21 protein-coding genes are annotated in these 20,510 nt (G+C 57.9%); 13 read left to right on the top strand and 8 right to left on the bottom strand.

Annotation, left to right across the window (positions count from 1 at the left end; all coding sequences use genetic code 11):
* The first annotated feature begins 63 nt into the window (after window positions 1–63).
* From potH to LRS40_RS22940, 6 genes are all read left to right on the top strand, one after another.
* Entirely contained in the window at window positions 64–951 is an 888-nt protein-coding gene (gene potH, locus LRS40_RS22965; RefSeq protein WP_370649970.1) for a putrescine ABC transporter permease PotH, read from the top strand.
* Window positions 948–1,793, top strand: a complete 846-nt coding sequence (potI, locus tag LRS40_RS22960) for a putrescine ABC transporter permease PotI (RefSeq protein ID WP_156263303.1) — start codon at window positions 948–950, stop codon at window positions 1,791–1,793. The genes potH and potI overlap by 4 nt, the downstream gene beginning before the upstream one ends.
* 59 nt (window positions 1,794–1,852) lie before the next feature.
* Entirely contained in the window at window positions 1,853–2,341 is a 489-nt protein-coding gene (locus LRS40_RS22955; RefSeq protein WP_231312780.1) for a YbjO family protein, read from the top strand.
* 40 nt (window positions 2,342–2,381) lie between these two features.
* Window positions 2,382–3,509 carry a 23S rRNA (uracil(747)-C(5))-methyltransferase RlmC gene (gene rlmC, locus LRS40_RS22950; RefSeq protein ID WP_231312779.1) on the top strand — a complete coding sequence of 376 codons (1,128 nt, stop codon included), beginning with the start codon at window positions 2,382–2,384 and terminating at the stop codon, window positions 3,507–3,509.
* A gap of 135 nt (window positions 3,510–3,644) precedes the next feature.
* Entirely contained in the window at window positions 3,645–4,337 is a 693-nt protein-coding gene (locus tag LRS40_RS22945) for a response regulator transcription factor (protein WP_142488858.1), read from the top strand.
* Entirely contained in the window at window positions 4,334–5,788 is a 1,455-nt protein-coding gene (locus LRS40_RS22940; RefSeq protein ID WP_231312778.1) for a sensor histidine kinase KdpD, read from the top strand. The genes LRS40_RS22945 and LRS40_RS22940 overlap by 4 nt, the downstream gene beginning before the upstream one ends.
* A gap of 141 nt (window positions 5,789–5,929) precedes the next feature.
* On the opposite strand, the gene artJ is transcribed toward LRS40_RS22940, so the two are convergent.
* From artJ to LRS40_RS22910, 6 genes are all read right to left on the bottom strand, one after another.
* On the bottom strand, window positions 5,930–6,661 hold the full coding sequence (gene artJ, locus LRS40_RS22935) for an arginine ABC transporter substrate-binding protein ArtJ (RefSeq protein WP_142488860.1): 732 nt from the start codon (window positions 6,659–6,661) through the stop codon (window positions 5,930–5,932).
* A gap of 173 nt (window positions 6,662–6,834) precedes the next feature.
* Window positions 6,835–7,503 (bottom strand): arginine ABC transporter permease ArtM, encoded by a 669-nt coding sequence (gene artM, locus LRS40_RS22930; RefSeq protein WP_142488861.1) that lies wholly within the window; start codon window positions 7,501–7,503, stop codon window positions 6,835–6,837.
* Window positions 7,503–8,219 (bottom strand): arginine ABC transporter permease ArtQ, encoded by a 717-nt coding sequence (gene artQ, locus LRS40_RS22925; protein WP_032617286.1) that lies wholly within the window; start codon window positions 8,217–8,219, stop codon window positions 7,503–7,505. The genes artM and artQ overlap by 1 nt, the downstream gene beginning before the upstream one ends.
* A 6-nt stretch (window positions 8,220–8,225) precedes the next feature.
* Window positions 8,226–8,957 carry an arginine ABC transporter substrate-binding protein ArtI gene (artI, locus tag LRS40_RS22920; RefSeq protein ID WP_231312777.1) on the bottom strand — a complete coding sequence of 244 codons (732 nt, stop codon included), beginning with the start codon at window positions 8,955–8,957 and terminating at the stop codon, window positions 8,226–8,228.
* Window positions 8,958–8,976: 19 nt separating this feature from the next.
* The gene (gene artP / locus LRS40_RS22915) at window positions 8,977–9,705 is read right to left on the bottom strand and encodes an arginine ABC transporter ATP-binding protein ArtP (RefSeq protein WP_231312776.1); all 729 of its coding nucleotides are present in this window, start codon (window positions 9,703–9,705) and stop codon (window positions 8,977–8,979) included.
* A 213-nt stretch (window positions 9,706–9,918) separates the two neighbouring features.
* On the bottom strand, window positions 9,919–10,437 hold the full coding sequence (locus LRS40_RS22910) for a lipoprotein (protein WP_142488863.1): 519 nt from the start codon (window positions 10,435–10,437) through the stop codon (window positions 9,919–9,921).
* 122 nt (window positions 10,438–10,559) lie between these two features.
* On the opposite strand from LRS40_RS22910, the gene LRS40_RS22905 reads away from it, so the two are divergent.
* The 3 genes from LRS40_RS22905 (at window position 10,560) to LRS40_RS22895 (ending at window position 12,606) form a co-directional block, all read left to right on the top strand.
* Complete coding sequence (locus LRS40_RS22905; protein ID WP_032617291.1) at window positions 10,560–10,883, top strand: heavy metal-binding domain-containing protein; 324 nt, start codon at window positions 10,560–10,562, stop codon at window positions 10,881–10,883.
* Window positions 10,880–11,710 carry an N-acetylmuramoyl-L-alanine amidase gene (locus tag LRS40_RS22900; protein ID WP_231312775.1) on the top strand — a complete coding sequence of 277 codons (831 nt, stop codon included), beginning with the start codon at window positions 10,880–10,882 and terminating at the stop codon, window positions 11,708–11,710. The genes LRS40_RS22905 and LRS40_RS22900 overlap by 4 nt, the downstream gene beginning before the upstream one ends.
* Window positions 11,711–11,982: 272 nt before the next feature.
* The gene (locus LRS40_RS22895) at window positions 11,983–12,606 is read left to right on the top strand and encodes a helix-turn-helix domain-containing protein (protein ID WP_142488865.1); all 624 of its coding nucleotides are present in this window, start codon (window positions 11,983–11,985) and stop codon (window positions 12,604–12,606) included.
* Here the strand turns inward: LRS40_RS22895 and LRS40_RS22890 are convergent.
* Together LRS40_RS22890 and LRS40_RS22885 are read right to left on the bottom strand one after the other, a co-directional pair.
* Window positions 12,600–13,265: a hypothetical protein gene (locus tag LRS40_RS22890; RefSeq protein ID WP_231312774.1), complete on the bottom strand. Its 666-nt coding sequence runs from the start codon at window positions 13,263–13,265 to the stop codon at window positions 12,600–12,602. The genes LRS40_RS22895 and LRS40_RS22890 overlap by 7 nt on opposite strands.
* Window positions 13,265–14,842, bottom strand: a complete 1,578-nt coding sequence (locus LRS40_RS22885; RefSeq protein WP_231312773.1) for an ExeA family protein — start codon at window positions 14,840–14,842, stop codon at window positions 13,265–13,267. The genes LRS40_RS22890 and LRS40_RS22885 overlap by 1 nt, the downstream gene beginning before the upstream one ends.
* 263 nt (window positions 14,843–15,105) lie before the next feature.
* Here LRS40_RS22885 and gspC point away from each other — a divergent pair, with 263 nt between their 5' ends.
* Genes gspC through gspF form a run of 4 tightly spaced genes read left to right on the top strand, consistent with a single transcriptional unit; the run spans window position 15,106 to window position 20,510 of the window.
* On the top strand, window positions 15,106–15,879 hold the full coding sequence (gene gspC / locus LRS40_RS22880) for a type II secretion system protein GspC (protein WP_231312772.1): 774 nt from the start codon (window positions 15,106–15,108) through the stop codon (window positions 15,877–15,879).
* Window positions 15,880–15,892: 13 nt separating this feature from the next.
* A complete protein-coding gene (gene gspD, locus LRS40_RS22875) occupies window positions 15,893–17,803 on the top strand; it encodes a type II secretion system secretin GspD (protein ID WP_231312771.1) in 1,911 nt (636 codons plus the stop codon).
* 23 nt (window positions 17,804–17,826) lie between these two features.
* Window positions 17,827–19,302: a type II secretion system ATPase GspE gene (gene gspE / locus LRS40_RS22870; protein WP_370462894.1), complete on the top strand. Its 1,476-nt coding sequence runs from the start codon at window positions 17,827–17,829 to the stop codon at window positions 19,300–19,302.
* Window positions 19,302–20,510, top strand: a complete 1,209-nt coding sequence (gspF, locus tag LRS40_RS22865) for a type II secretion system inner membrane protein GspF (protein ID WP_231312770.1) — start codon at window positions 19,302–19,304, stop codon at window positions 20,508–20,510. The genes gspE and gspF overlap by 1 nt, the downstream gene beginning before the upstream one ends.

The raw sequence follows: 20,510 nt of genomic DNA, 5'->3' as shown, positions 1-20,510 counted from the left end.
ATGAACAAACCTGAACCTGTGACCCGCCCCGCTGCGGGCATTGATACCAGCTGGCTGACGCGGATGCAGATGGCCCACGGGCGCAAGCTGGTGATCGCCCTCCCTTACGTGTGGCTGATCCTGCTGTTCCTGCTGCCGTTCCTGATTGTGTTTAAAATCAGCCTGGCCGAGATGGCGCGCGCGATCCCGCCCTACAGCGACCTGGTGGAGTGGGGCGACAGCCAGCTGTCGATCATGCTCAACCTGGGCAACTTCCTGCAGCTGACCGACGATCCGCTCTATTTTGAGGCCTATCTGCAGTCCCTGCAGGTGGCGGCTGTCTCGACGATCTGCTGTCTGCTACTGGCCTACCCGCTGGCCTGGGCGGTGGCCCACAGCAAGCCCTCGACGCGTAATATCCTGCTGCTGCTGGTGATTTTACCCTCGTGGACCTCGTTCCTGATCCGCGTTTATGCCTGGATGGGGATCCTGAAAAACAACGGCGTGCTGAACAACGTTCTGCTGTGGCTGGGGGTTATCGACCAGCCGCTGACCATTCTGCACACCAATCTGGCGGTCTATATCGGCATTGTGTACGCCTATCTGCCGTTTATGGTCCTGCCGATCTATACCGCCCTGACGCGCATCGACTACTCGCTGGTGGAAGCGGCGCTGGATCTCGGTGCCCGTCCGATGAAAACCTTCTTCAGCGTCATCGTGCCCCTGACCAAAGGCGGGATTATCGCCGGGTCGATGCTGGTGTTTATTCCGGCGGTGGGGGAGTTCGTGATCCCGGAACTGCTCGGCGGCCCGGACAGCATTATGATTGGCCGCGTGCTGTGGCAGGAGTTCTTTAATAACCGCGACTGGCCGGTGGCCTCGGCGGTGGCGATCGTGATGTTGCTCCTGCTGATCGTGCCGATCATGTGGTTCCACAAGTACCAGCAGAAACAGATGGGAGATCACGGATGAACAACTTACCGGTAGTACGCTCGCCGTGGCGGATCCTGATCCTGGTGATTGGCTTTACGTTCCTGTATGCCCCGATGCTGATGCTGGTGATCTACTCCTTCAACAGCTCCAAATTAGTGACGGTGTGGGCAGGCTGGTCCACGCGCTGGTACGGGGAGCTGTTCCGCGACGAGGCGATGATGAGCGCCGTGGGGTTAAGCCTGACCATTGCCGCCTGCGCGGCGACGATGGCGGCGATCCTCGGCACTATCGCCGCGGTGGTGATGGTGCGCTTTGGCCGTTTCCGCGGCGCCAACGGTTTTGCCTTTATGATCACCGCCCCGCTGGTGATGCCCGACGTGATCACCGGCCTGTCGCTGCTGCTGCTGTTTGTGGCGATGGGGCACGCCATTGGTTGGCCGTCGGATCGCGGCATGCTGACCATCTGGCTGGCCCACGTAACCTTCTGCACCGCCTATGTGGCGGTGGTGATCTCCTCGCGGCTGCGCGAGCTGGATCACTCCATTGAAGAGGCGGCGATGGATCTCGGGGCGACGCCGCTGAAGGTGTTCTTCATCATCACCTTGCCGATGATCATGCCGGCGGTGGTCTCCGGCTGGCTGCTGGCCTTTACCCTGTCGCTCGACGACCTGGTGATCGCCAGCTTTGTCTCCGGCCCGGGGGCGACCACGCTGCCGATGCTGGTCTTCTCCAGCGTGCGCATGGGGGTCAACCCGGAGATTAACGCCCTGGCAACGCTGATCCTGGGCGTGGTCGGCATTATCGGCCTGATTGCCTGGTATCTGATGGCGCGGTCTGAAAAACAGCGCCAGCGCGATATCCAGCGTGCAAGACGCGGCTGAAGCTCCTAAAATCTGCAAAGAAGCGTAATTGAGATGCCGCGTTATCGCGGCATCGTTTCATGGAAGACATCACGTTGGGATTTTTCAGCAAAACAAGTCAGTCACATGCCCGTCTGAATGTTCCTGCTCTGGTGCAGGTGGCGGCGCTCGCCATTATTATGATCCGCTGCCTCGATGTATTTATGATTTTCAATACCCTGGGCGTGCGCGGCATGGGCGAGTTCATTCACCGCAGCGTCCAGACATGGAACCTGACGCTGGTCTTTTTCGCCAGCCTGATGCTGGTGTTTATCGAAATTTACTGCGCCTTTTCGCTGGTGAAAGGGCGTAACTGGGCGCGGCTCATCTACCTGCTGACCCAGGTGGTCGCCACCGGCTATCTGTGGGCCGCGTCGCTGGGTTACGGTTATCCGGAACTGTTCAGCATCCCCGGCGAGTCAAAACGCGAGATCTTGCATACCCTGGTGATGCAAAAGCTACCCGATATCCTGGTGCTCGGCCTGCTGTTTGTGCCTGCGGCCAGCCGACGGTTTTTCCGTCTGCAATAACGTGTATAATCGCTGCCCCCAGACGTATTAAGGTTTCGTTATGCAGTGCGCACTCTATGACGCCGGTCGCTGCCGCTCCTGCCAGTGGATAGAACAGCCGGTCTCTTCTCAACTTTCCGCCAAAATGGCCGACCTGCAGACCTTGCTGTCTGGCCTGCCGGTGGCGGAGTGGTGCGCGCCGGTCAGCGGGCCGGAACAGGCATTTCGCAATAAAGCCAAAATGGTGGTCAGCGGCAGCGTCGAAAAACCGCTGCTCGGAATGCTCCACCGCGACGGCACCCCTGTCGATCTGACCGACTGCCCGCTCTATCCGGCCTCGTTTGCCCCGGTCTTTGCCGCCCTGAAACCCTTTATTGCCCGCGCGGGTCTCACGCCCTACAACGTGGAGCGCAAGCGCGGCGAGCTGAAGTACATTCTGCTCACCGAAAGCCAGCTTGATGGCGGGATGATGCTACGCTTCGTGCTGCGCTCGGACGCCAAGCTGCCTCAGCTGCGCGCGGCGCTGCCGTGGCTCCAGGAACAGCTGCCGCAGTTGAAGGTGATCACCGCCAACATTCAGCCGGTACATATGGCGATCATGGAGGGCGACGAAGAGATCTTCTTCACTGAGCCCCAGGCGCTGGCAGAACGTTTCAACGACGTGCCGCTGTGGATCCGCCCGAAGAGCTTCTTCCAGACCAACCCGACCGTCGCCAGCCAGCTGTACGCCACCGCCCGCGACTGGGTGCGTGGGCTTCCGGTAAATCATATGTGGGATCTGTTTTGCGGCGTCGGCGGCTTTGGCCTGCACTGCGCCACCCCGGAGATGAAGCTGACCGGGATTGAGATTTCCGCCGAGGCGATCGCCTGCGCGACCCAGTCGGCTACCGAACTGGGGTTAACGAATCTGCATTTCCAGGCACTCGATTCGACGCAGTTCGCTACCGGCCAGGGCAACGTGCCGGACCTGGTGCTGGTTAACCCGCCGCGCCGCGGCATCGGCAAGGCGCTGTGCGACTACCTGAGCCAGATGGCCCCGGATTTTATTATCTACTCCAGCTGCAATGCCCAGACGATGGCGAAAGATCTCCGCGAACTGCCGGGCTATCGCCTTGCGCGCGTGCAGCTGTTCGATATGTTCCCCCATACTGCGCACTATGAAGTGCTGACCCTGTTAGTTAAGTCCTGAGCCACTGCCCGGCGGCGCTGCGCTTGCCCGGGCCTACGGGTTTTGTCGGCCCGCGCAATCTTAAACAAAATGTGAACGTTTCCCGCCGCGGAAATCGGGTAAGCTTTACCTGTTAAGATTTAATAAGGCTGACCGATGAAGCAGATCCTGCTGGTGGAGGACGATGGCGATATCGCCGCGTTACTGCGCCTCAATTTAGAAGACGAAGGTTACGTAATTACCCACGAGGCGGACGGGGGCAGGGCGCTGCACCTGCTCGGGCAAGCCCACTGGGATGCGGTGATCCTCGACCTGATGCTGCCCAACGTTGACGGGCTGACCCTCTGCCGGGCTATCCGCCAGCGCGACCACTACCTGCCGGTGATTATCATCAGCGCCCGCAGCAGCGAAACCGAGCGCATTCTGGGCCTCGAAACCGGGGCCGATGACTACCTCGCTAAACCCTTCTCGGTGCAGGAGCTGGTGGCGCGGATCCGGGCGCTGTTCCGCCGTCAGCAGGCGATGGGCCAGCAGTCCTCCGGGCTTATTACCGCCCACGGCCTGACCATCGACCCGCTGGCTCGCAGCGTCCTGCTGCACGGCGAGGGGGTGGATCTCACCCCGCGTGAATTCGATCTACTCTACTTTTTCGCCCGTCATCCCGGGGAGGTCTTCTCCCGCCTGGCCCTGCTTGAACAGGTGTGGGGATATCAGCACGAGGGCTACGAACACACCGTCAATACCCACATCAACCGCCTGCGGGTAAAAATTGAGAAAGACGCCGCCGAGCCGGAGGTGATCCGCACCGTCTGGGGCAAGGGCTACCGGTTTGCCAGGGAGGCGGAATGACGCGTCGTCTCACCCTGCTGTTTATCCTGTTGCTGACGGGCTGTGCGGCAGTGGCCTGCGCGGTGCAGCTCTGGACCAGCATGCAGTACGGGAATGCCATGGTGCAGCGTCTCTCCGGCGGGCTGGCGCAGCACATCGCCCAGCGTGAAACCCTGCTGGATGCCAACGGGCAGGTCGATCGCACCCGGCTCAAGCCGCTGTTCGACAGGCTGATGACCTTTAACCCCAGCGTGGAGCTCTACATCCTCTCCCCGGACGGGGAGATCCTCGCCGATGCTGCGCCGCCGGGGCATATCAAGCGGCAAAAGCTTACTGTTGCGCCGGTGCAGCAGTTTCTCAGCGGCGGGATGATGCCGGTCTACGGGGACGATCCCCGCACCCTGACGGGAGAGAAGGTCTTCAGCGCCGTGCCGCTGCATCAGGACGGCGTACTGCGCGGCTATCTGTACATTATTTTGCAGGGGGAAGAGCTGAACGCGCTGGCGGAGCGGGCGTGGCAGAAAACGCTGTGGAGCACGGTGCTCTGGTCGCTGCTGCTGGTGGCCCTTTTCGGCGCGCTGGCGGGCGGCCTGGTCTGGTACTGGGTGACCCGGCCGGTGAAGCAGTTAACCGACGAGGTGAGTGGCCTCGATCGCGAAAGTATGCACGTCATCAAGCAGCTGGCCGCCCAGCCCCCACAGACCGCCCCGTCAGACGAAGTGGCCCTGCTGCGTAACACCTTTATCGAACTGGCGCAGCAGATTGCCAGCCAGTGGGATCAGCTGGCCGACAGCGACCGGCAGCGCCGGGAGTTTATCGCCAATATCTCTCACGATCTGCGCACTCCGCTGACCTCCCTGCTGGGGTATCTGGAGACCCTGTCGCTGAAAGCCGGCACGCTCTCACCGCAGGAGACCCAGCACTATCTCTCTATCGCCCTGCGTCAGGGGCACAAAGTTCGCCATCTGTCCCAGCAGCTGTTTGAGCTGGCGCGCCTGGAGCACGGCAGCATCAAGCCGCAGCGGGAGCGCTTTGCCATCGGAGAGCTGATCTCCGACGTAGCGCAAAAGTTTGACCTGGCGGTGGAGACCCGCCAGCTGCGGCTGCATATCGACGTGCCGCGCCAGCTGCCGATGATCAATGCCGATCTGTCGATGATCGAGCGGGTAGTGACTAATTTGCTGGATAACGCTATTCGCCATACCCCACCGGGCGGCGAGATCGGGCTGAAAGTGTGGCTGGAGGGCGAGCAGGTGCAGGTGGAGGTGAATGACAGCGGGCCGGGGGTCGATGCACATCTGCGCGATCGGCTGTTTATGCGGCCATCGGCGCTGAGTCAGCAGGCGGCGCGGGATAATCGCGGCGGGCTGGGGCTGTTGATCGTCAAAAGGATGCTGGAACTACATGGGGGTGGGATCAGGCTGATGGAGGCGGGTCAGGGCGCAATATTTCGTTTTTATGTGCCGTTATAAAAACGCCGGGTGGCGCTAACGCTTACCCGGCCTACAAAAACCCTGGGGCCCGTAGGCCCGGTAAGGCGAAGCCGCCGCCGGGCATCAGACCGCACAGCCCGTAGGTCGGGTAAGGCGAAGCCGCCACCCGGCACAACAAACTTACTGCGGGAACCACTGGTCGCTGATTTTCTGATACGTGCCGTCCGCTTTAATCGCTTTCAGGGCGCCGTTCAGTTTCTCCACCAGGGCTTTGTTATCCGGACGCACTGCAATGCCCAGACCGGTGCCGAAATACTGCGGGTCGGTCACTTTATCGGTAGCGGTGCCCAGCTGCGGGTTGGTTTTCAGCCACTCGTTTACCACCGCCGTGTCGCCAAACACGCCATCGATACGGCCATTCTTCAGGTCGATAATCGCGTTCTGGTAGCTGTCATAGGCTACGGTTTTCACTTCCGGGTGCTTATCCTGGAGGTATTTCTGGTGCGTGGTGCCGTTTTCCATGCCGATGCGTTTGCCTTTCAGCTCATCAAAGGATTTGTAAGCGCCTTTCTTCGCAATCACCACCGCAGAGTTGGCGTAGTACGGGTCGGTGAAAGTCACCTGCTTGCTACGCTCCGGGGTGATGTCCATACCTGAGATCACCGCGTCATATTTTTTGAATTTCAGAGACGGGATCAGGCTGTCAAAGGCGTGGTTAGTAAAGGTGCACTCGGCCTGCATCTGGGTACAGAGCGCTTTCGCCAGGTCGATATCAAACCCGACGATCTGGTTGCTGGCATCCAGCGATTCGAACGGTGGATAAGTCGCAGAAACACCGAAGTTGATTTTATCGGCGGCAGAAGCGCCCGCGGCGAAGGTTGCCAGTAAAGCGGCCAGAACTAACTTTTTCATTGTGAAGCTCCCGTCTGTCAATCTTGTCGTTATATGCCGTGTCTGCGGCTGGGAGTTACAATGCCATTGAATGAATTTGTATGCAATAAAAATGATTAAATATTACTAAAATATAAAAAAAGGCGGACAGTGGTTAGACTTGTCCGCCTTCTTTAATCACATTGTATGCAGTTTTAGTTGCGGCGTTCGAACGCCAGCGCTCTACGCTCAACCAGACGCATCAGCAGGGTCAGCAGGCCGTTGACCACCAGGTAAATTAACCCTGCGGCACCAAACACCATTACATCGTAGGTGCGCCCGTACAGCAGCTGTCCGTGGCCCATCACTTCCATCAGGGTGATGGTGTAGGCCAGCGACGTACTCTTGAACACCAGCACCACTTCGTTGGAATACGAGGAGAGGGCGCGCTTGAAGGCGTACGGCAGCAGGATCGCCAGCGTATCTTTCTTGCTCATCCCCAGCGCACCGCACGACTGCCACTGCCCGTCCGGGATGGCGCGGATGGCGCCATAGAACAGCTGGGTGGTATAGGCGGCGCTGTTCAGCGACAGGGCCAGCAGGGCGCAGAGCCACGGCTCGGAGAGCAGATGCCACAGCACCGGATACTCCTGCAGCGTCGGGAACTGGCCCGGGCCGTAGTAAATCAGGAAGATCTGCACCAGCAGCGGGGTGCCGGTAAACAGGGTGATGTAGCCGCGCACGATCCACACCAGCACCGGCGTTTTCAGCGTCAGGATGATGGTGAAAATCAACGCCAGAACCAGCGCCACGATAATCGAGGCGACGGTCAGCGTCAGGCTGGTGTGCAGCCCTTTCATCAGTTCGGGTAAGTAATCCAGCATCAGCCTGGTCTCCGTTCAAAACGCGTCGCACGCAGGTCAATACGCTTGAGAATGTACTGACTGAGCAACGTGATCACCAGGTAGATAGCCGCCGCCACGATGTACCAGGTAAAAGGCTCCTGGGTACGGGTGGCGATGCTTTTGGTCTGCAGCATCAGGTCGTTAACGCTGATTAAGCTCACCAGCGCGGTATCTTTCAGCAGCACCAGCCACTGGTTGCCGAGCCCCGGCAGGGCATGACGCCACATCTGCGGCATCACCAGACGGAAGAAGATTGCCGTTTTCGACAGCCCCAGCGCCTGACCGGACTCCCATTGACCCACCGGCACCGCTTTCAGCGCGCCGCGCAACGTCTGCGAGGCATAGGCGGAGTAGAGCAGGGAGAGCGCGATCACGCCGCACAGGAACGGGCTGACGTCGAAGTTTTCGATCTGCATCTGAATCGGGATCTGCACTACGCCCAGATTGAGCGTAAAGCCGTCCGACAGCATCAGCAGCAGCTGTGACGAGCCGAAATAGATAAACAGCACCACCAGAATTTCCGGCAGGCCGCGAAGAAGGGTCACCAGTGCAGAGCCGGTCCAGGCGACAGGTCGCCACTTAGCCGACTCCCACACGGCAAAGATCATCGCCAGCACCAGGCCGATGATCAGCGCACAAACGGCAAGGCCGACGGTCATCCCGGCGGCGCTTGCTAATGGAAAAATTTCGTTCATCAGTTCTTACTTCTGGAACCATTTTTTGTAGATGGAATCGTACGTGCCATCTTTCTTCACTTTTTCCAGCGCGGTGTTGAATTTCTGCTGCAGCGCGGTGTTGCCCTGGCGCACGGCAATGCCCAGGCCGGTGCCGAAGTAATCTTTATCCGTCACTTTATCGCCAACCGCAGCCAGCTTGTCGTTGGCCTTCAGCCATTCGGTCACCACCGCGTTGTCACCAAAGACCGCGTCGATACGGCCGTTTTGCAGATCCAGACGGGCGTTCTGGTAGCTGTCGTATGGCACGGTAGTGATTTCCGGGTGCTTATCCATAATGAATTTCTGGTGGGTGGTGCCGTTCTGCACGCCCACTTTCTTGCCTTTCAGCGCTTCGATAGAGGCGTATTTACCCTTCTGACCGATGAACAGGGCAGAGTTCTCATAGTACGGAGTACTGAACAGAACCTGCTTTTCACGTTCCGGAGTGATATCCATACCGGCCATCACCGCGTCGATACGGCGGAACTTCAGGCTCGGGATCAGGCTGTCGAAAGACTGATTCGAGAAGGTACAGGTGGCGTCGATCTCTTTACACAGGGCGTTAGCCAGATCCACATCGAAGCCGACGATCTTGTTGTTAGCATCGATAGACTCAAACGGAGGGTAGGAGGCTTCGGTGGCGAAACGAATGGTCTCGGCAGCGGTGGCAGAAAGGCTAACGCTTGCAAGCAGGGCGGCAATCACTATTTTTTTCATTGTCGTTCTCTCGATTCGATTAGTGAGACAGATAATTTCTGAACGCGTCGGTTTGCGGCTGGGCAAAGCAGCTCGCATCCCCTTGCTCAACGATATGACCGTTTTCCATATAGACCACACGACTGGCGGTTTTACGCGCCACTTCCACTTCGTGAGTCACGATCACCTGAGTAATGTTGGTTTCCGCCAGCTCGCGGATGATGCTGACGATCTGGGCGGTGATTTCCGGGTCCAGCGCGGCGGTCGGTTCGTCAAACAGCAGCACGGCAGGCTCCATCATCAGGGCGCGGGCAATGGCCACACGCTGCTGCTGACCGCCGGAGAGGTGCAGCGGATAACGGTCGCTGTACGGCTTCAGGCGCAGACGTTCCAGCAGCTTCTCGGCACGGGCCAGCGCCTGCTCTTTAGAGAGGCCCAGCACGCGGCACGGCGCTTCGATCAGGTTCTGCTGCACGGTGAGGTGCGGCCAGAGATTGTACTGCTGGAAGACCATACCGACGTTCTGACGCAGATCGCGGATCGCTTTTTCAGACGGCGCTTTGGCAAAATTAAAGTGATTACCGGCAATATTCAGGGTACCGGAGCGCGGCATTTCAAGCAGATTGAGGACGCGAAGCAGCGAGCTTTTACCCGCGCCGCTTGGGCCTAACAGCACCAGCGTTTCGCCCTCAGGGCAATTCAATGTGATGTCGAACAGCGCCTGGTGTGCGCCGTAGAAGCAGTTAATGCCGTTTAGTTGAATACTCATCGGGGCAGTCTTTACTCATCCAGGCAATCTATAGCAATTGAGGCCGCAAATAGTACCGTTGACAGAATAGTTATGCAATATTTATGCGTTAAAAGTTAAATATAAACCGAATCTATCCCTAAACATAGCACAAAGTAGCGAGCGGAGATGGCGACGAGAATAAATGTCGGCATTCCTCACGAAATGCCAGACATTTTGCGGGGTTTTATCTGCTTAACGGTTCTCAATAGACTGGCGCAGGGTGCCGGCCGGGGCGTGGACGCTGCCGCCGAGGTAGCGCACGTCATCAATGGCCCAGCACTGGCCTTCACGGATCATCAGCACTTCATCCTGCCAGCTTTCGCTGCCCTGGGTCAGCTTCACCCGCAGCGGAATATTGCGCGCATCGGTATTGGGGATGGTCGAGGCGCTGGCGACTTCAGCCGTTTGCGGCGCGATAGTGCGGCTGGAGAACGGATCGTCTTTCAGCAGGTTTTTATGCTGCGGATCGCGGCTGGCATCGCTCAGCAGCTGGGCCAGGTTATCGCTCAGGTACGGACGCAGCGCGGTCAAATCGTTACTGCGGTGCGAAATGCGGTAGTCATAGAACTGTTGTGCCACGGCATCCGGACCGCCGGTAATGCAGCTGCCGCTGCGGGTTCCGATATCCTTAAAGGCCGGGGTGACCGGGGTGGTGCAGGCGCTGAGCAGCAGCGCGCAAGGCACTAAAAGCGTCAAAGCAGAATAGCGCATGTTGATTTCCTTATTAGGCTGCAATAATTAACTAACCTTTAAATGATAGCGTAACGATCGGATAATGGTTTTGTTCTTAAACGCTTAGGACCTGGTTCCCGGCATGTAATAAGGAGACAAATATGCAATTTTCAACCACCCCCACTCTGGAAGGACAGCCGATCAGTGAATATTGCGGCGTAGTGACCGGGGAAGCCATTCTCGGGGCCAATATCTTCCGCGACTTTTTTGCCGGTATCCGCGATATCGTCGGCGGCCGCTCCGGCGCCTATGAGAAAGAGCTGCGCAAAGCCCGTGACATCGCCTTTAAAGAGCTGGGCGAGCAGGCGAAGGCGCTGGGCGCCGATGCCGTGGTGGGTATCGATATCGACTACGAAACCGTCGGCAAAGACGCCAGCATGCTGATGGTCAGCGTCAGCGGTACGGCGGTGAAAACGCGCCGATGAAGCCAGTCCTGGTGCCCGTCCTGCTGGCGCTGCTGCTGGCAGGCTGTGCGACTGAAAAAGGCGTCGTGGATAAAGGCGGCTATGAGCTGGATACCCGGCGTCAGGCCCAGGCGGCTTATCCCCGTATTAAGGTACTGGTGATCCACTACACCGCCGACGACTTTGACAGCTCCCTCGCGACCCTGACCGATAAAAACGTCAGCTCCCACTATTTGATCCCGGCGGTCCCGCCGCAGCACAACGGCAAGCCGCGGATCTGGCAGCTGGTGCCGGAGCGCGATCTGGCCTGGCACGCCGGGGTCAGCTTCTGGCGCGGCGCGACCCGGATTAATGACACCTCAATTGGTATTGAGCTGGAAAACCGTGGCTGGCAAAAAAGCGACGGCCAGAAACGCTTCGTCCCCTTTGAGCCGGCGCAGATCGCCGCCCTGATCCCGCTGGCAAAGGACATTATTCAACGTTACGACATCAAGCCGCAGAACGTGGTGGCCCATGCGGATATCGCCCCGCAGCGCAAAGACGATCCGGGGCCGCTGTTTCCCTGGCAGGCGCTGGCGCAGCAGGGAATTGGTGCCTGGCCGGATCCGGCCCGGGTGGCGTTTTACCTGAACGGACAGCCACGTTATCAACCTGCGGATCCGGCCGTATTGCTCGATTTATTATCCCGGTACGGCTACGAGGTACCGGAAAATATATCTTTGGCCCAGCAGAAAAGGGTCATTATGGCGTTTCAAATGCATTTCCGCCCGCAGGTCTGGAACGGTCTGGCAGATGTCGAAACGGTCGCTATTGCCGAAGCCTTACTCGAAAAGTACGGTCAGCGCTAGCCCTCAAAATCAGGGGGTTAGCGCTTTTTTCTCATATTGGCTTAAGATTAATCTTAAGTTCATTTTAAATTAACTTTTAGTAAATTGACTTAAAAGTACCCACATTTAAGATAGCTCCATAGCTTGCTAAGCAATTCAGCAAATAAATATGGATTGAGACTTACTCTCATCTGAATATATCTTCTGATTTTATCTGGACTCGGTCTCGTATATCCGTTGCGACATCACTTTCGCAGTGGCTCTTTTATCTACAATTAATAACAGGCACAATAATGTTAAGCATATATGGAAAAAACTGTCGTCCGCAGGAAGCGATAGACGCTATTATTGCGGCGACCGCTGAATATCCAGAAAAAACGCTAAAGAAATGGCAGAAAATCATTACCGCGGATGTGAACTACATCCATATCGTCATTAGCGGCGAAGTCGAAATTCGTCGTGTCTCCGATGAGTTAAGTATGTTTACCATGCGCAGCGCGGGTTTTCTGGGTGTCTCATCTATCTACAATAAAGCGTCGTATATGTATGGTATTGCCCGCGATACCACGGTTATTCGCACCATCAGGAAAGATGAGTTTGAGCGCCTGATCGGTGAGAAAAATCTCTGGCCGCAGTTCAGCCAAATCCTTGTCTGGTATATTGGCCTGCTCAGCAAGCGTGATGATATTCTGGTTGCCCGCAGCGCGTACTCTGTGGTGCGTGAATTTTTGCTGGAAATTAATGAATTAATTATTTACCAGAATCGTGACGTCAATGTTTATGACTATATTCAGGAATATACCAACCTGGCCCGTAGCACGATTATTAAAATCCTCTCAGACCTGAAAAAAGGTCACTATATTGTGGTGGAAAAAGGTAAGTTGAAAAATATCACCAGCCTGCCGGAACGCTACTGAACATCCTGCTTCAGATCTCCATGGGTTAACGCCGATGGAGATTTTTTTTGCCCTGTCGTTGGCCCTTGCGCCGATATGCGCTCGGATCTTAACGTCGTTGTCCGATCGATGAGCCTCTCCCCCGTCACCGTACCGGATTGCGTCTCGTCAACGGGCTCCCCGGGCACTTTTCCCTGCGAATAATCCTCCTGTTGCTCTTTCAGGGCCTGCATAAACCGCGCTTTCAACGAGCCTGACCCGGTTTCGGGCGGCGAGACATGCGTGTCGGGCAAGGGTTCGCTGGAGATATCGCTGTCCGGGGGCTGCTGCCAGTCGGCGCCAGCGTCCATTACCAGCGGATCGCTCTTTGGCAGCGGCGGGGCGTTGCCTTCCGCGGCTTCAGGTTGCGGCGCCGGGAAGGGTCTGGAGACGTAGACATAATGCATATCGGAGAGCTGAGTATCAGGCTGGGCGACGCTTACCGGCTGCGGTGTGGGCGTCGGATGGTGCAGGTGCCAGTAAAGGTGCGCGTACAGCCCGGCGACCAGCATCGCGCCCAGGCAGCATAAGCTGGTCAGGCTTGTGAAGGCGATCCTGGTCAGCGAGGGGAGGCGATAAGAGAACCAGACCGCCTCACCGGTCTGGAAGCTGCGCTGTGCAGCAAGACAAATCGTGGACATTATTGGGCTTTTCCTTTCGCCAGCGTTTGCGGGGGAGTATCCGTCACCGGCGTTACAATCGCGGGTGTGGTGTTATTGATGCGCATCAGCTGCATTAGCGTCTCTTCGCCGGGCATACCGTCAACGTTGAGCCGGGCGCTGGACTGGAATTCGCGGGTTCGCTTCACCAGCGCCCGGGTCCATGTTTGCGCGTGCGTTTCCGGCTCGTGCAGGGCCTGGCTGAGTTGGGCATCGATCCAGCGCACATCCTCGCTGCTGCTGGCCGCCCCGATTGCCGTTTTCCCCGCCGGGGAAAGACGGTGCAATAACGTATAGTTTCCTGTCGCATGGGTGGTAAACCAGCTGCGCTTCACCTGCCACGTGCGGTTATTCATCAGCAGATCGAGCGAATCTGCACCCACCCGCGCCACCACCGCATAATTCAGGTGATCCCCGGTTTTCAGTTCGCTCACCCAGGGATAGCCCACTTTCTCCAGCGTGGCGAGCGGCGCATTGCCCTGCTTACAGGCGAGGTTCACCCGGGCGGCATTCTGACAGAGCGCCTCTTCTGCGGAAGGATCATAGCCCCACATGGCGTAGAGCTGATGCATGGCGTCCGGCAGGTTGACCACCTCATTGTCCATCTGTGGCTGTACGGGGGCTTGCGGGGCGTGAGTCAACCGCTTCCAGCTCGCAGGGACCGGCGGCTGCACGGGCAGCATGGCGCTGAGAGTGGAGGAGAAATGCCAGCCGCAGGCGGCAAACAGCACGCTGGCAAACAGACCAACCGTTGCCAGCGTTTTGCGATGAGTGGGGCGCGGCAGCACTTCACCCGCCGCCAGGCGCAGATGACGTGAGCCTACCGCGACGGCACGTTCGGTCCAGGCTGCCAGCAGCGACAGGTGCGCCAGCGCGTTCAGCTTGCTGACGGAGCCGTGGCTCAGGGCATGCATGCGGCGCACGCGGGCAGGGCTAAAGGGCGATGTGTCGGCACCATGCTCCAGCGTCTGCGCCTGAACATAGCGCAATGTTTCGCGGCAGGTGAGCGGGCGCAGCGTATGGCGGGTATGCACGCGGGACGCCAGGCCGGAACGGGTCATCAGACGCGCGTCCTGGTCGGGCGTGCCGGTCAGCACCAGCGTCAGCGGCAGCCCGCACTCCTGCGCGCGTGAAAGCAGCATCCCCAGCGTGTCCCAGCCATTATCCCGCAGCGCCTGAACGGCGGCGATCGTCAGCACCAGGCCGGTTGTTTTGCAGGCGGGGTATTTTTCCTGCCACTGATGCAGCACGGCATCAATGGCGTGCAGCCTGCTTTTGGCCTCTTTTGCGCTGGCGCTGAGTTTATACAGCAGAGCTTTCGCGCTCAGGGTCGGAAAGGCATTAATCGCCACCCCCGCAGGAGACGTTGCCAGTAATTGACCGGTGAAAGCGTTCAGTAGCGTCTCGTCATCGCTGAACAGGGCCGCAATACCGGCAAGGGTCGACTTCTCTGCCAGCATGCCGAAGACATCCTGATGATAAGACGCAAAGAAGTCGCCACAGGCGCGGGTCGCACTCCTGAAGGGCGGGCGGACAAATTTAAAATAACTCTGATACATAACGCTTCACCCTGGTAATTCATATCACTGATATTCAGCCAGGAAAGTACGAGAGGCGACGCAGTGGGTCAATTTTTCCGCAGGAGAAAAATAACCTTTTATAACCGCTTAACACCGGGGTTTTTAAGGGTCAATATTTTTCTGCATTAAAGTTAATGGCAAAGCAGATGGAGCCATCAGGCCGGCATTATTACTATTTTAGGGTGTTACAGGTGCAGCGCCAGGCTGCAAATTCCTGCATTTGCTAAAAGGCCCGTTAAATAATGAAAATGCAGCTCTATTCCCGATTTATTGCGCCCTGCGTGATGTTTGTCTTACTGCTGTTTAGCGGTCATCAGGGATATGTCGTCTTTAAAGCTTATAAAAAAGGCACGGACCCCGTCCCGGATAATGCGCCAGAGCAGCCCCGCACAGGTCAACAGGGACAGACGTTTGCCCTGTTTCAGCCTGCGGTTAATCAGACCACGCCGCAGCAGGCGGAGAAAAAGTCAATTTCGGCTGAGGTTGACGGGATTATTAGCAGCGATGAAGCCTGGCTCTCCTTCGCGGTGATTAAAACGCCTAACGGACAGCAAAGTTACCGCGAAGGCGAGAGTCTCCCGGGCTACAGCGATGCGTGGATTGAAGAGATCAATCCCGACAATGTGGTGGTGAATTATCAGGGGGATCGTCAGGTGCTGGCGTTAAAGCGTCCCGACTATTTTAAAGGGGAGGTAAATCCCTCTCCGGTGCCAAAACCGAAAAACGATGCCGGGGGCGATAATTTACATCTCGACGACTATTTCGTGCTGAAGCCTTATATGGATAAAGGCCAGCTCGGCGGCTATCAAATAAAGCCGAAAAATGCCTCCTCCTTTTTTAGCCATAGCGGGCTGGAAAAGGGGGATGTGGTAGTGAAAGTGAACGCCGTCGATATGACGCGGGCGGAGCAGGCGAAAAGTATTATTGCCAGCTGGTCGAAAATGAGAGAAGCGGAAGTCGTAGTCAGACGCCACGCTCACCTTGAAAATATTCGGGTTAATGTTTTAAACAATTAACAAGTGTAATGTGATGAAGAAATTTCCCTGGGCATGTATCGCGCTGACCGCCGCGTCGTTGATCTCAAATTCAGTGATGGCGGCGAACTTTAGCGCCAGTTTTAAAAATACCGATATCCGAGAATTTATTGATACGGTAAGTCGCAACCTGAATAAAACCATTCTTGTCGATCCCTCCGTGCAGGGAAACGTATCGGTTAAGACCTATAACGTGCTGACGGAAGAGGAATATTATCAGTTCTTTCTTAGCGTGCTGGATCTGTACGGCCTGTCGGTGATCCCGATGGATAACGGCATGGTGAAGGTGGTGCGCTCCACGGTGGCGCGCACCGCCGGCGTACCGCTGGCCGACAGCAAAAACCCCGGCAAGGGCGACGAGATCATCACCCGCGTGGTGCGGATGGAAAACGTACCGGTACGTGAACTGGCCCCGCTGCTACGCCAGCTGAACGACGCCTCCGGTATCGGCAACGTAGTGCACTTTGAACCGTCCAACGTACTGCTGTTAACCGGTAAAGCCTCGGTGGTCAACCGGCTGGTGGATCTGGTCGGGCGCGTGGATCGCTCCGGCGTGCAGCGCCGCGAAATCGTGCCGCTGCGCTATGCCTCGGCGAAATCGCTCAGCGACATGTTGAACAACCTCAACAACGAAGAGCAGAAAGGGCAGAACGCGCCGCAGCTGACGACCAAAGTGGTGGCCGATGATGAAACCAACAGCCTGATCATCAGCGGCCCGGAAGATGGCCGGGCGCGTACCCGGTCGCTGATTGGCCAGCTCGATCGTGAACAGAATAACGAAGGCAATACCCGGGTCTTCTACCTGAAGTATGCCAGCGCCAGCAAAGTGGTGCCGGTGCTGACCGGGATTGGTGAGCAGCTGAAAGACAAAGCGGGCGCGGCGAAAAGTAAAACCCCGTCCGCCAGCAGCGAGCTGAATATTACCGCGGATGAAGCCACCAACTCGCTGGTGATCACCGCCCAGCCCAACGTCATGAACTCGCTGGAAAAGGTTATCGACAAGCTCGATATCCGCCGCCCACAGGTGCTGGTAGAGGCGATCATTGCTGAAGTGCAGGACGGTAACGGCCTCGACCTCGGCGTGCAGTGGACCGGCAAACACGGCGGGGTGCAGTTTGGCGCCACCGGTCTGCCGATAAGCCAGGTAAAAGCAGGCACCCTGAAGGGCGCCAGCTTTACCGGCATGGCGACCGGCTTCTTTAACGGCGATTTTGGCGCCCTGATGACCGCGCTCTCCACCGACGGTAAAAACGACATCCTGTCGACGCCCAGCGTCGTCACCCTCGATAACAAAGAGGCGTCATTTAACGTCGGTCAGGATGTGCCGGTACTCTCCGGCTCGCAGACCACCAGCGGGGATAACGTCTTTAACTCGGTGGAGCGGAAAACCGTCGGCACCAAGCTGAAGATTGTGCCGCAGATTAACGACGGCGACATCATTCACCTCAAGATTGAGCAGGAAGTCTCCAGCGTTGACGCCAGCGCCACCGAAGATGCGAGCCTCGGCCCAACCTTCAACACCCGTACCATCAATAACGAAGTGATGGTCCACAGCGGGCAGACCGTGGTGCTCGGCGGGCTGATGGAGAACGTCACCAAACAGAACGTCTCGAAGGTGCCGCTGCTGGGGGATATTCCGCTGGTGGGGCAGCTGTTCCGCTATACCTCCCAGGACACCTCGAAGCGCAACCTGATGGTCTTTATTCATACCACCGTTCTGCGCGACGACGACACCTACAGCGCGTCGTCGAAAGAGAAATATGACCAGATCCGCGCCCGTCAGCAGCAGCGGCTGGAAGAGAGCAAGTTTGGCATCGTCGCCCCTGAAGGCAATGCCGTTCTGCCCGACTACCCGGCGATGACAGGCACGGCGACGGTGAAAAGCCGTAACCCCTTTAAAGAGTAAGGACGAGGCGCAACATGGACGAAATGCAACTGAGTCACGATCTCTGTAGCAGTAACTACGCCCGGGAACACGGGATCCTCTTTTATCAGGGGCAGGTCTGGATGCGCGACGACGCTCCGGCGTTTGCCCTGCTGGAGATGCGTCGGGTGCTGGGGCGATCCTTCTCCCCGACCATTCTGACGGCAGACGCCTTCGACGAAATGCTGGCGAAGGTCTGGCAGCAGAACAGCGGCGTCTCCCAACAGCTGGTGGACGATATGGATGCCGATATCGACCTGCTGGCGTTAACCGAGGAGATCCCCGACAACGAAGATCTGCTGGATAACGACGAAAACTCGCCGGTGATCCGCCTGATCAACGCCATTCTTGGCGAAGCGGTGAAGGACGGCGCGTCAGATATTCATATTGAAACCTTTGAGCGCACCCTGAGCATCCGCTTTCGCGTCGACGGCGTGCTGCGACCGGTGCTGCAACCGGCGCGCAAGCTCGCGCCGCTGCTGGTGTCGCGCATTAAGGTCATGTCGAAGCTCGATATCGCCGAAAAACGCCTGCCGCAGGATGGGCGTATCTCGCTGCGGATCGGGCGCAAGGCCATCGACGTGCGTGTCTCCACCATTCCGTCGCAGTATGGCGAGCGGGTGGTGATGCGTCTGCTGGATAAAAGCAATCTCCAGCCGGACATTAATAAGCTGGGGCTGATCGATCACGAGCTGGCCCAGCTCAAGGCGCTGATTGCCCGTCCGCACGGCATTATCCTGGTCACCGGGCCGACCGGCTCCGGGAAAAGCACCACCCTGTACGCCATCCTGTCGGCGCTGAACGGCCATGAACGCAATGTCCTAACCGTCGAAGATCCGATTGAGTACGAGCTGGAAGGGGTAGGGCAGACCCAGGTTAACCCGCGCGTGGACATGACCTTTGCCCGGGGCCTGCGCGCCATCCTGCGCCAGGATCCGGACGTGGTGATGATCGGCGAGATCCGTGACGGCGAAACCGCGCAGATCGCGGTGCAGGCCTCTCTGACCGGTCACCTGGTGATGTCCACCCTGCACACCAACAGCGCCGCCGGGGCCATTACCCGTCTACGCGATATGGGGCTGGAGTCCTTTTTAATCGGATCATCGTTGCTCGGTGTCATTGCCCAGCGTCTGGTGCGTCGGCTCTGCACCCACTGCCGCACCACCAGTCCGCTGGATGACAATGAAAAAGCGCTGTTCAGCTTTATGGCCATTACCCCGAAGGCGATCTGGCGCGCGGTGGGCTGTGAGCACTGCCGCCAGAGCGGCTATCAGGGGCGGGCAGGGATCCATGAGTTTCTGGTGGTCGACAGCGCCATGCGCCGGGCGATCCACGAAGATAAAGACGAAATGGCGATCGAAACCCAGCTCTTCAAACAGGCGCACAGCCTGCGTGAAAACGGTCTGCTGAAGGTGATCTCCGGCATCACTTCGCTGGAAGAGGTGATGCGCGTCACCGCCGAACGTGGGGGTGAGGAATAATGGCATGGTATGCGTGGACCGCGACCGACGCGGCGGGTAAAACCCGGCACGGCACCCTGCAGGCCGAGGGGCAAAAGCAGGTGCGTCAGGCGCTGCGCGAGCAAAAGCTGATGCCGCTGACCATTACCCTGACCCGGGAAAAATCCGCTGCCGGCAGCGCACAGAAAGGGATCAAGCTCTCAACGCCGGACCTGTCGATGTTTACCCGCCAGCTGTCGACGCTGGCGAACGCCGCGCTGCCGCTGGAGAGCGCCCTGAAGGCCATTGCCCGGCAGTCGGAGGATAAAAAGCTGGCGGCGATGGTGAGTGACATTCGCGACAAGGTGGTGGAAGGGCATACGCTGTTCGACGCCTTCAGCCAGTTTCCCCGCACCTTCGACAAGCTCTACTGCACCCTGGTGATGGCCGGAGAAAAAACCGGCCACCTCGGCGATGTACTGGAGAAGCTGGCGGAGTACAACGAACAGCGCCAGAAGATGAAAAGTAAGCTCACCCAGGCGATGGTCTACCCGATCACCCTGACGGTGGTAGCCATTGCGGTCATCAGTATTTTGCTGGTAGCGGTGGTGCCGCAGGTGATCGAGCAGTTTACCCATATGAAACAGCAACTGCCGATGACCACCCGCACGCTGATTGCGGTCAGCGATTTCCTGCAGGCGTACGGCATGATCATTGGCGGAGGGCTGGCGGCGGGCGCGATCGGCTTTAAAGGCTGGCTGAAGAAAACCCGCAATCGCTTCATCTGGCACCGCTGGCTGGTGAAAAACGCCCCGATTAAAAAGCTGGTTCGCGCCATCAACAGCGCGCGTTACATCCGCACCCTGAGCATATTGCAGGCCAGTAGCGTTCCGCTTCTGGAGGGGATGTATATCGCGATGGACGGGATTGAAAACCTCTATGCCCGCCAGGTGCTGGAGCAGGCGGCGGATACCGTGCGCCAGGGGGCATCGCTCTGTTCCGCCCTGGAGCAGGCGCAGCTCTTCCCCCCCACCATGCTGTATATGATTGCCTCCGGCGAAGAGAGCGGTGAATTAGGCAACTTAATGGATCGCGCCGCCGAAAATCAGGAATCGGGATTACAGCATCGTATTACCTTAACGCTGTCGGTATTTGAACCGGCGCTGGTGGTCTCCATGGCGACCATTGTTCTCTTTATTGTGATGTCAATATTACAGCCGCTTCTGCAACTTAATAACATGGTAGGTTAA

Origin of the sequence: Leclercia sp. G3L (genome assembly GCF_021117075.1) — a bacterium.
Taxonomy (GTDB): Bacteria; Pseudomonadota; Gammaproteobacteria; order Enterobacterales; family Enterobacteriaceae; genus Enterobacter; species Enterobacter adecarboxylatus_C.
Note: the sequence above shows the minus strand (reverse complement) of the source record. Positions and strands in the feature narration are given on the sequence as shown.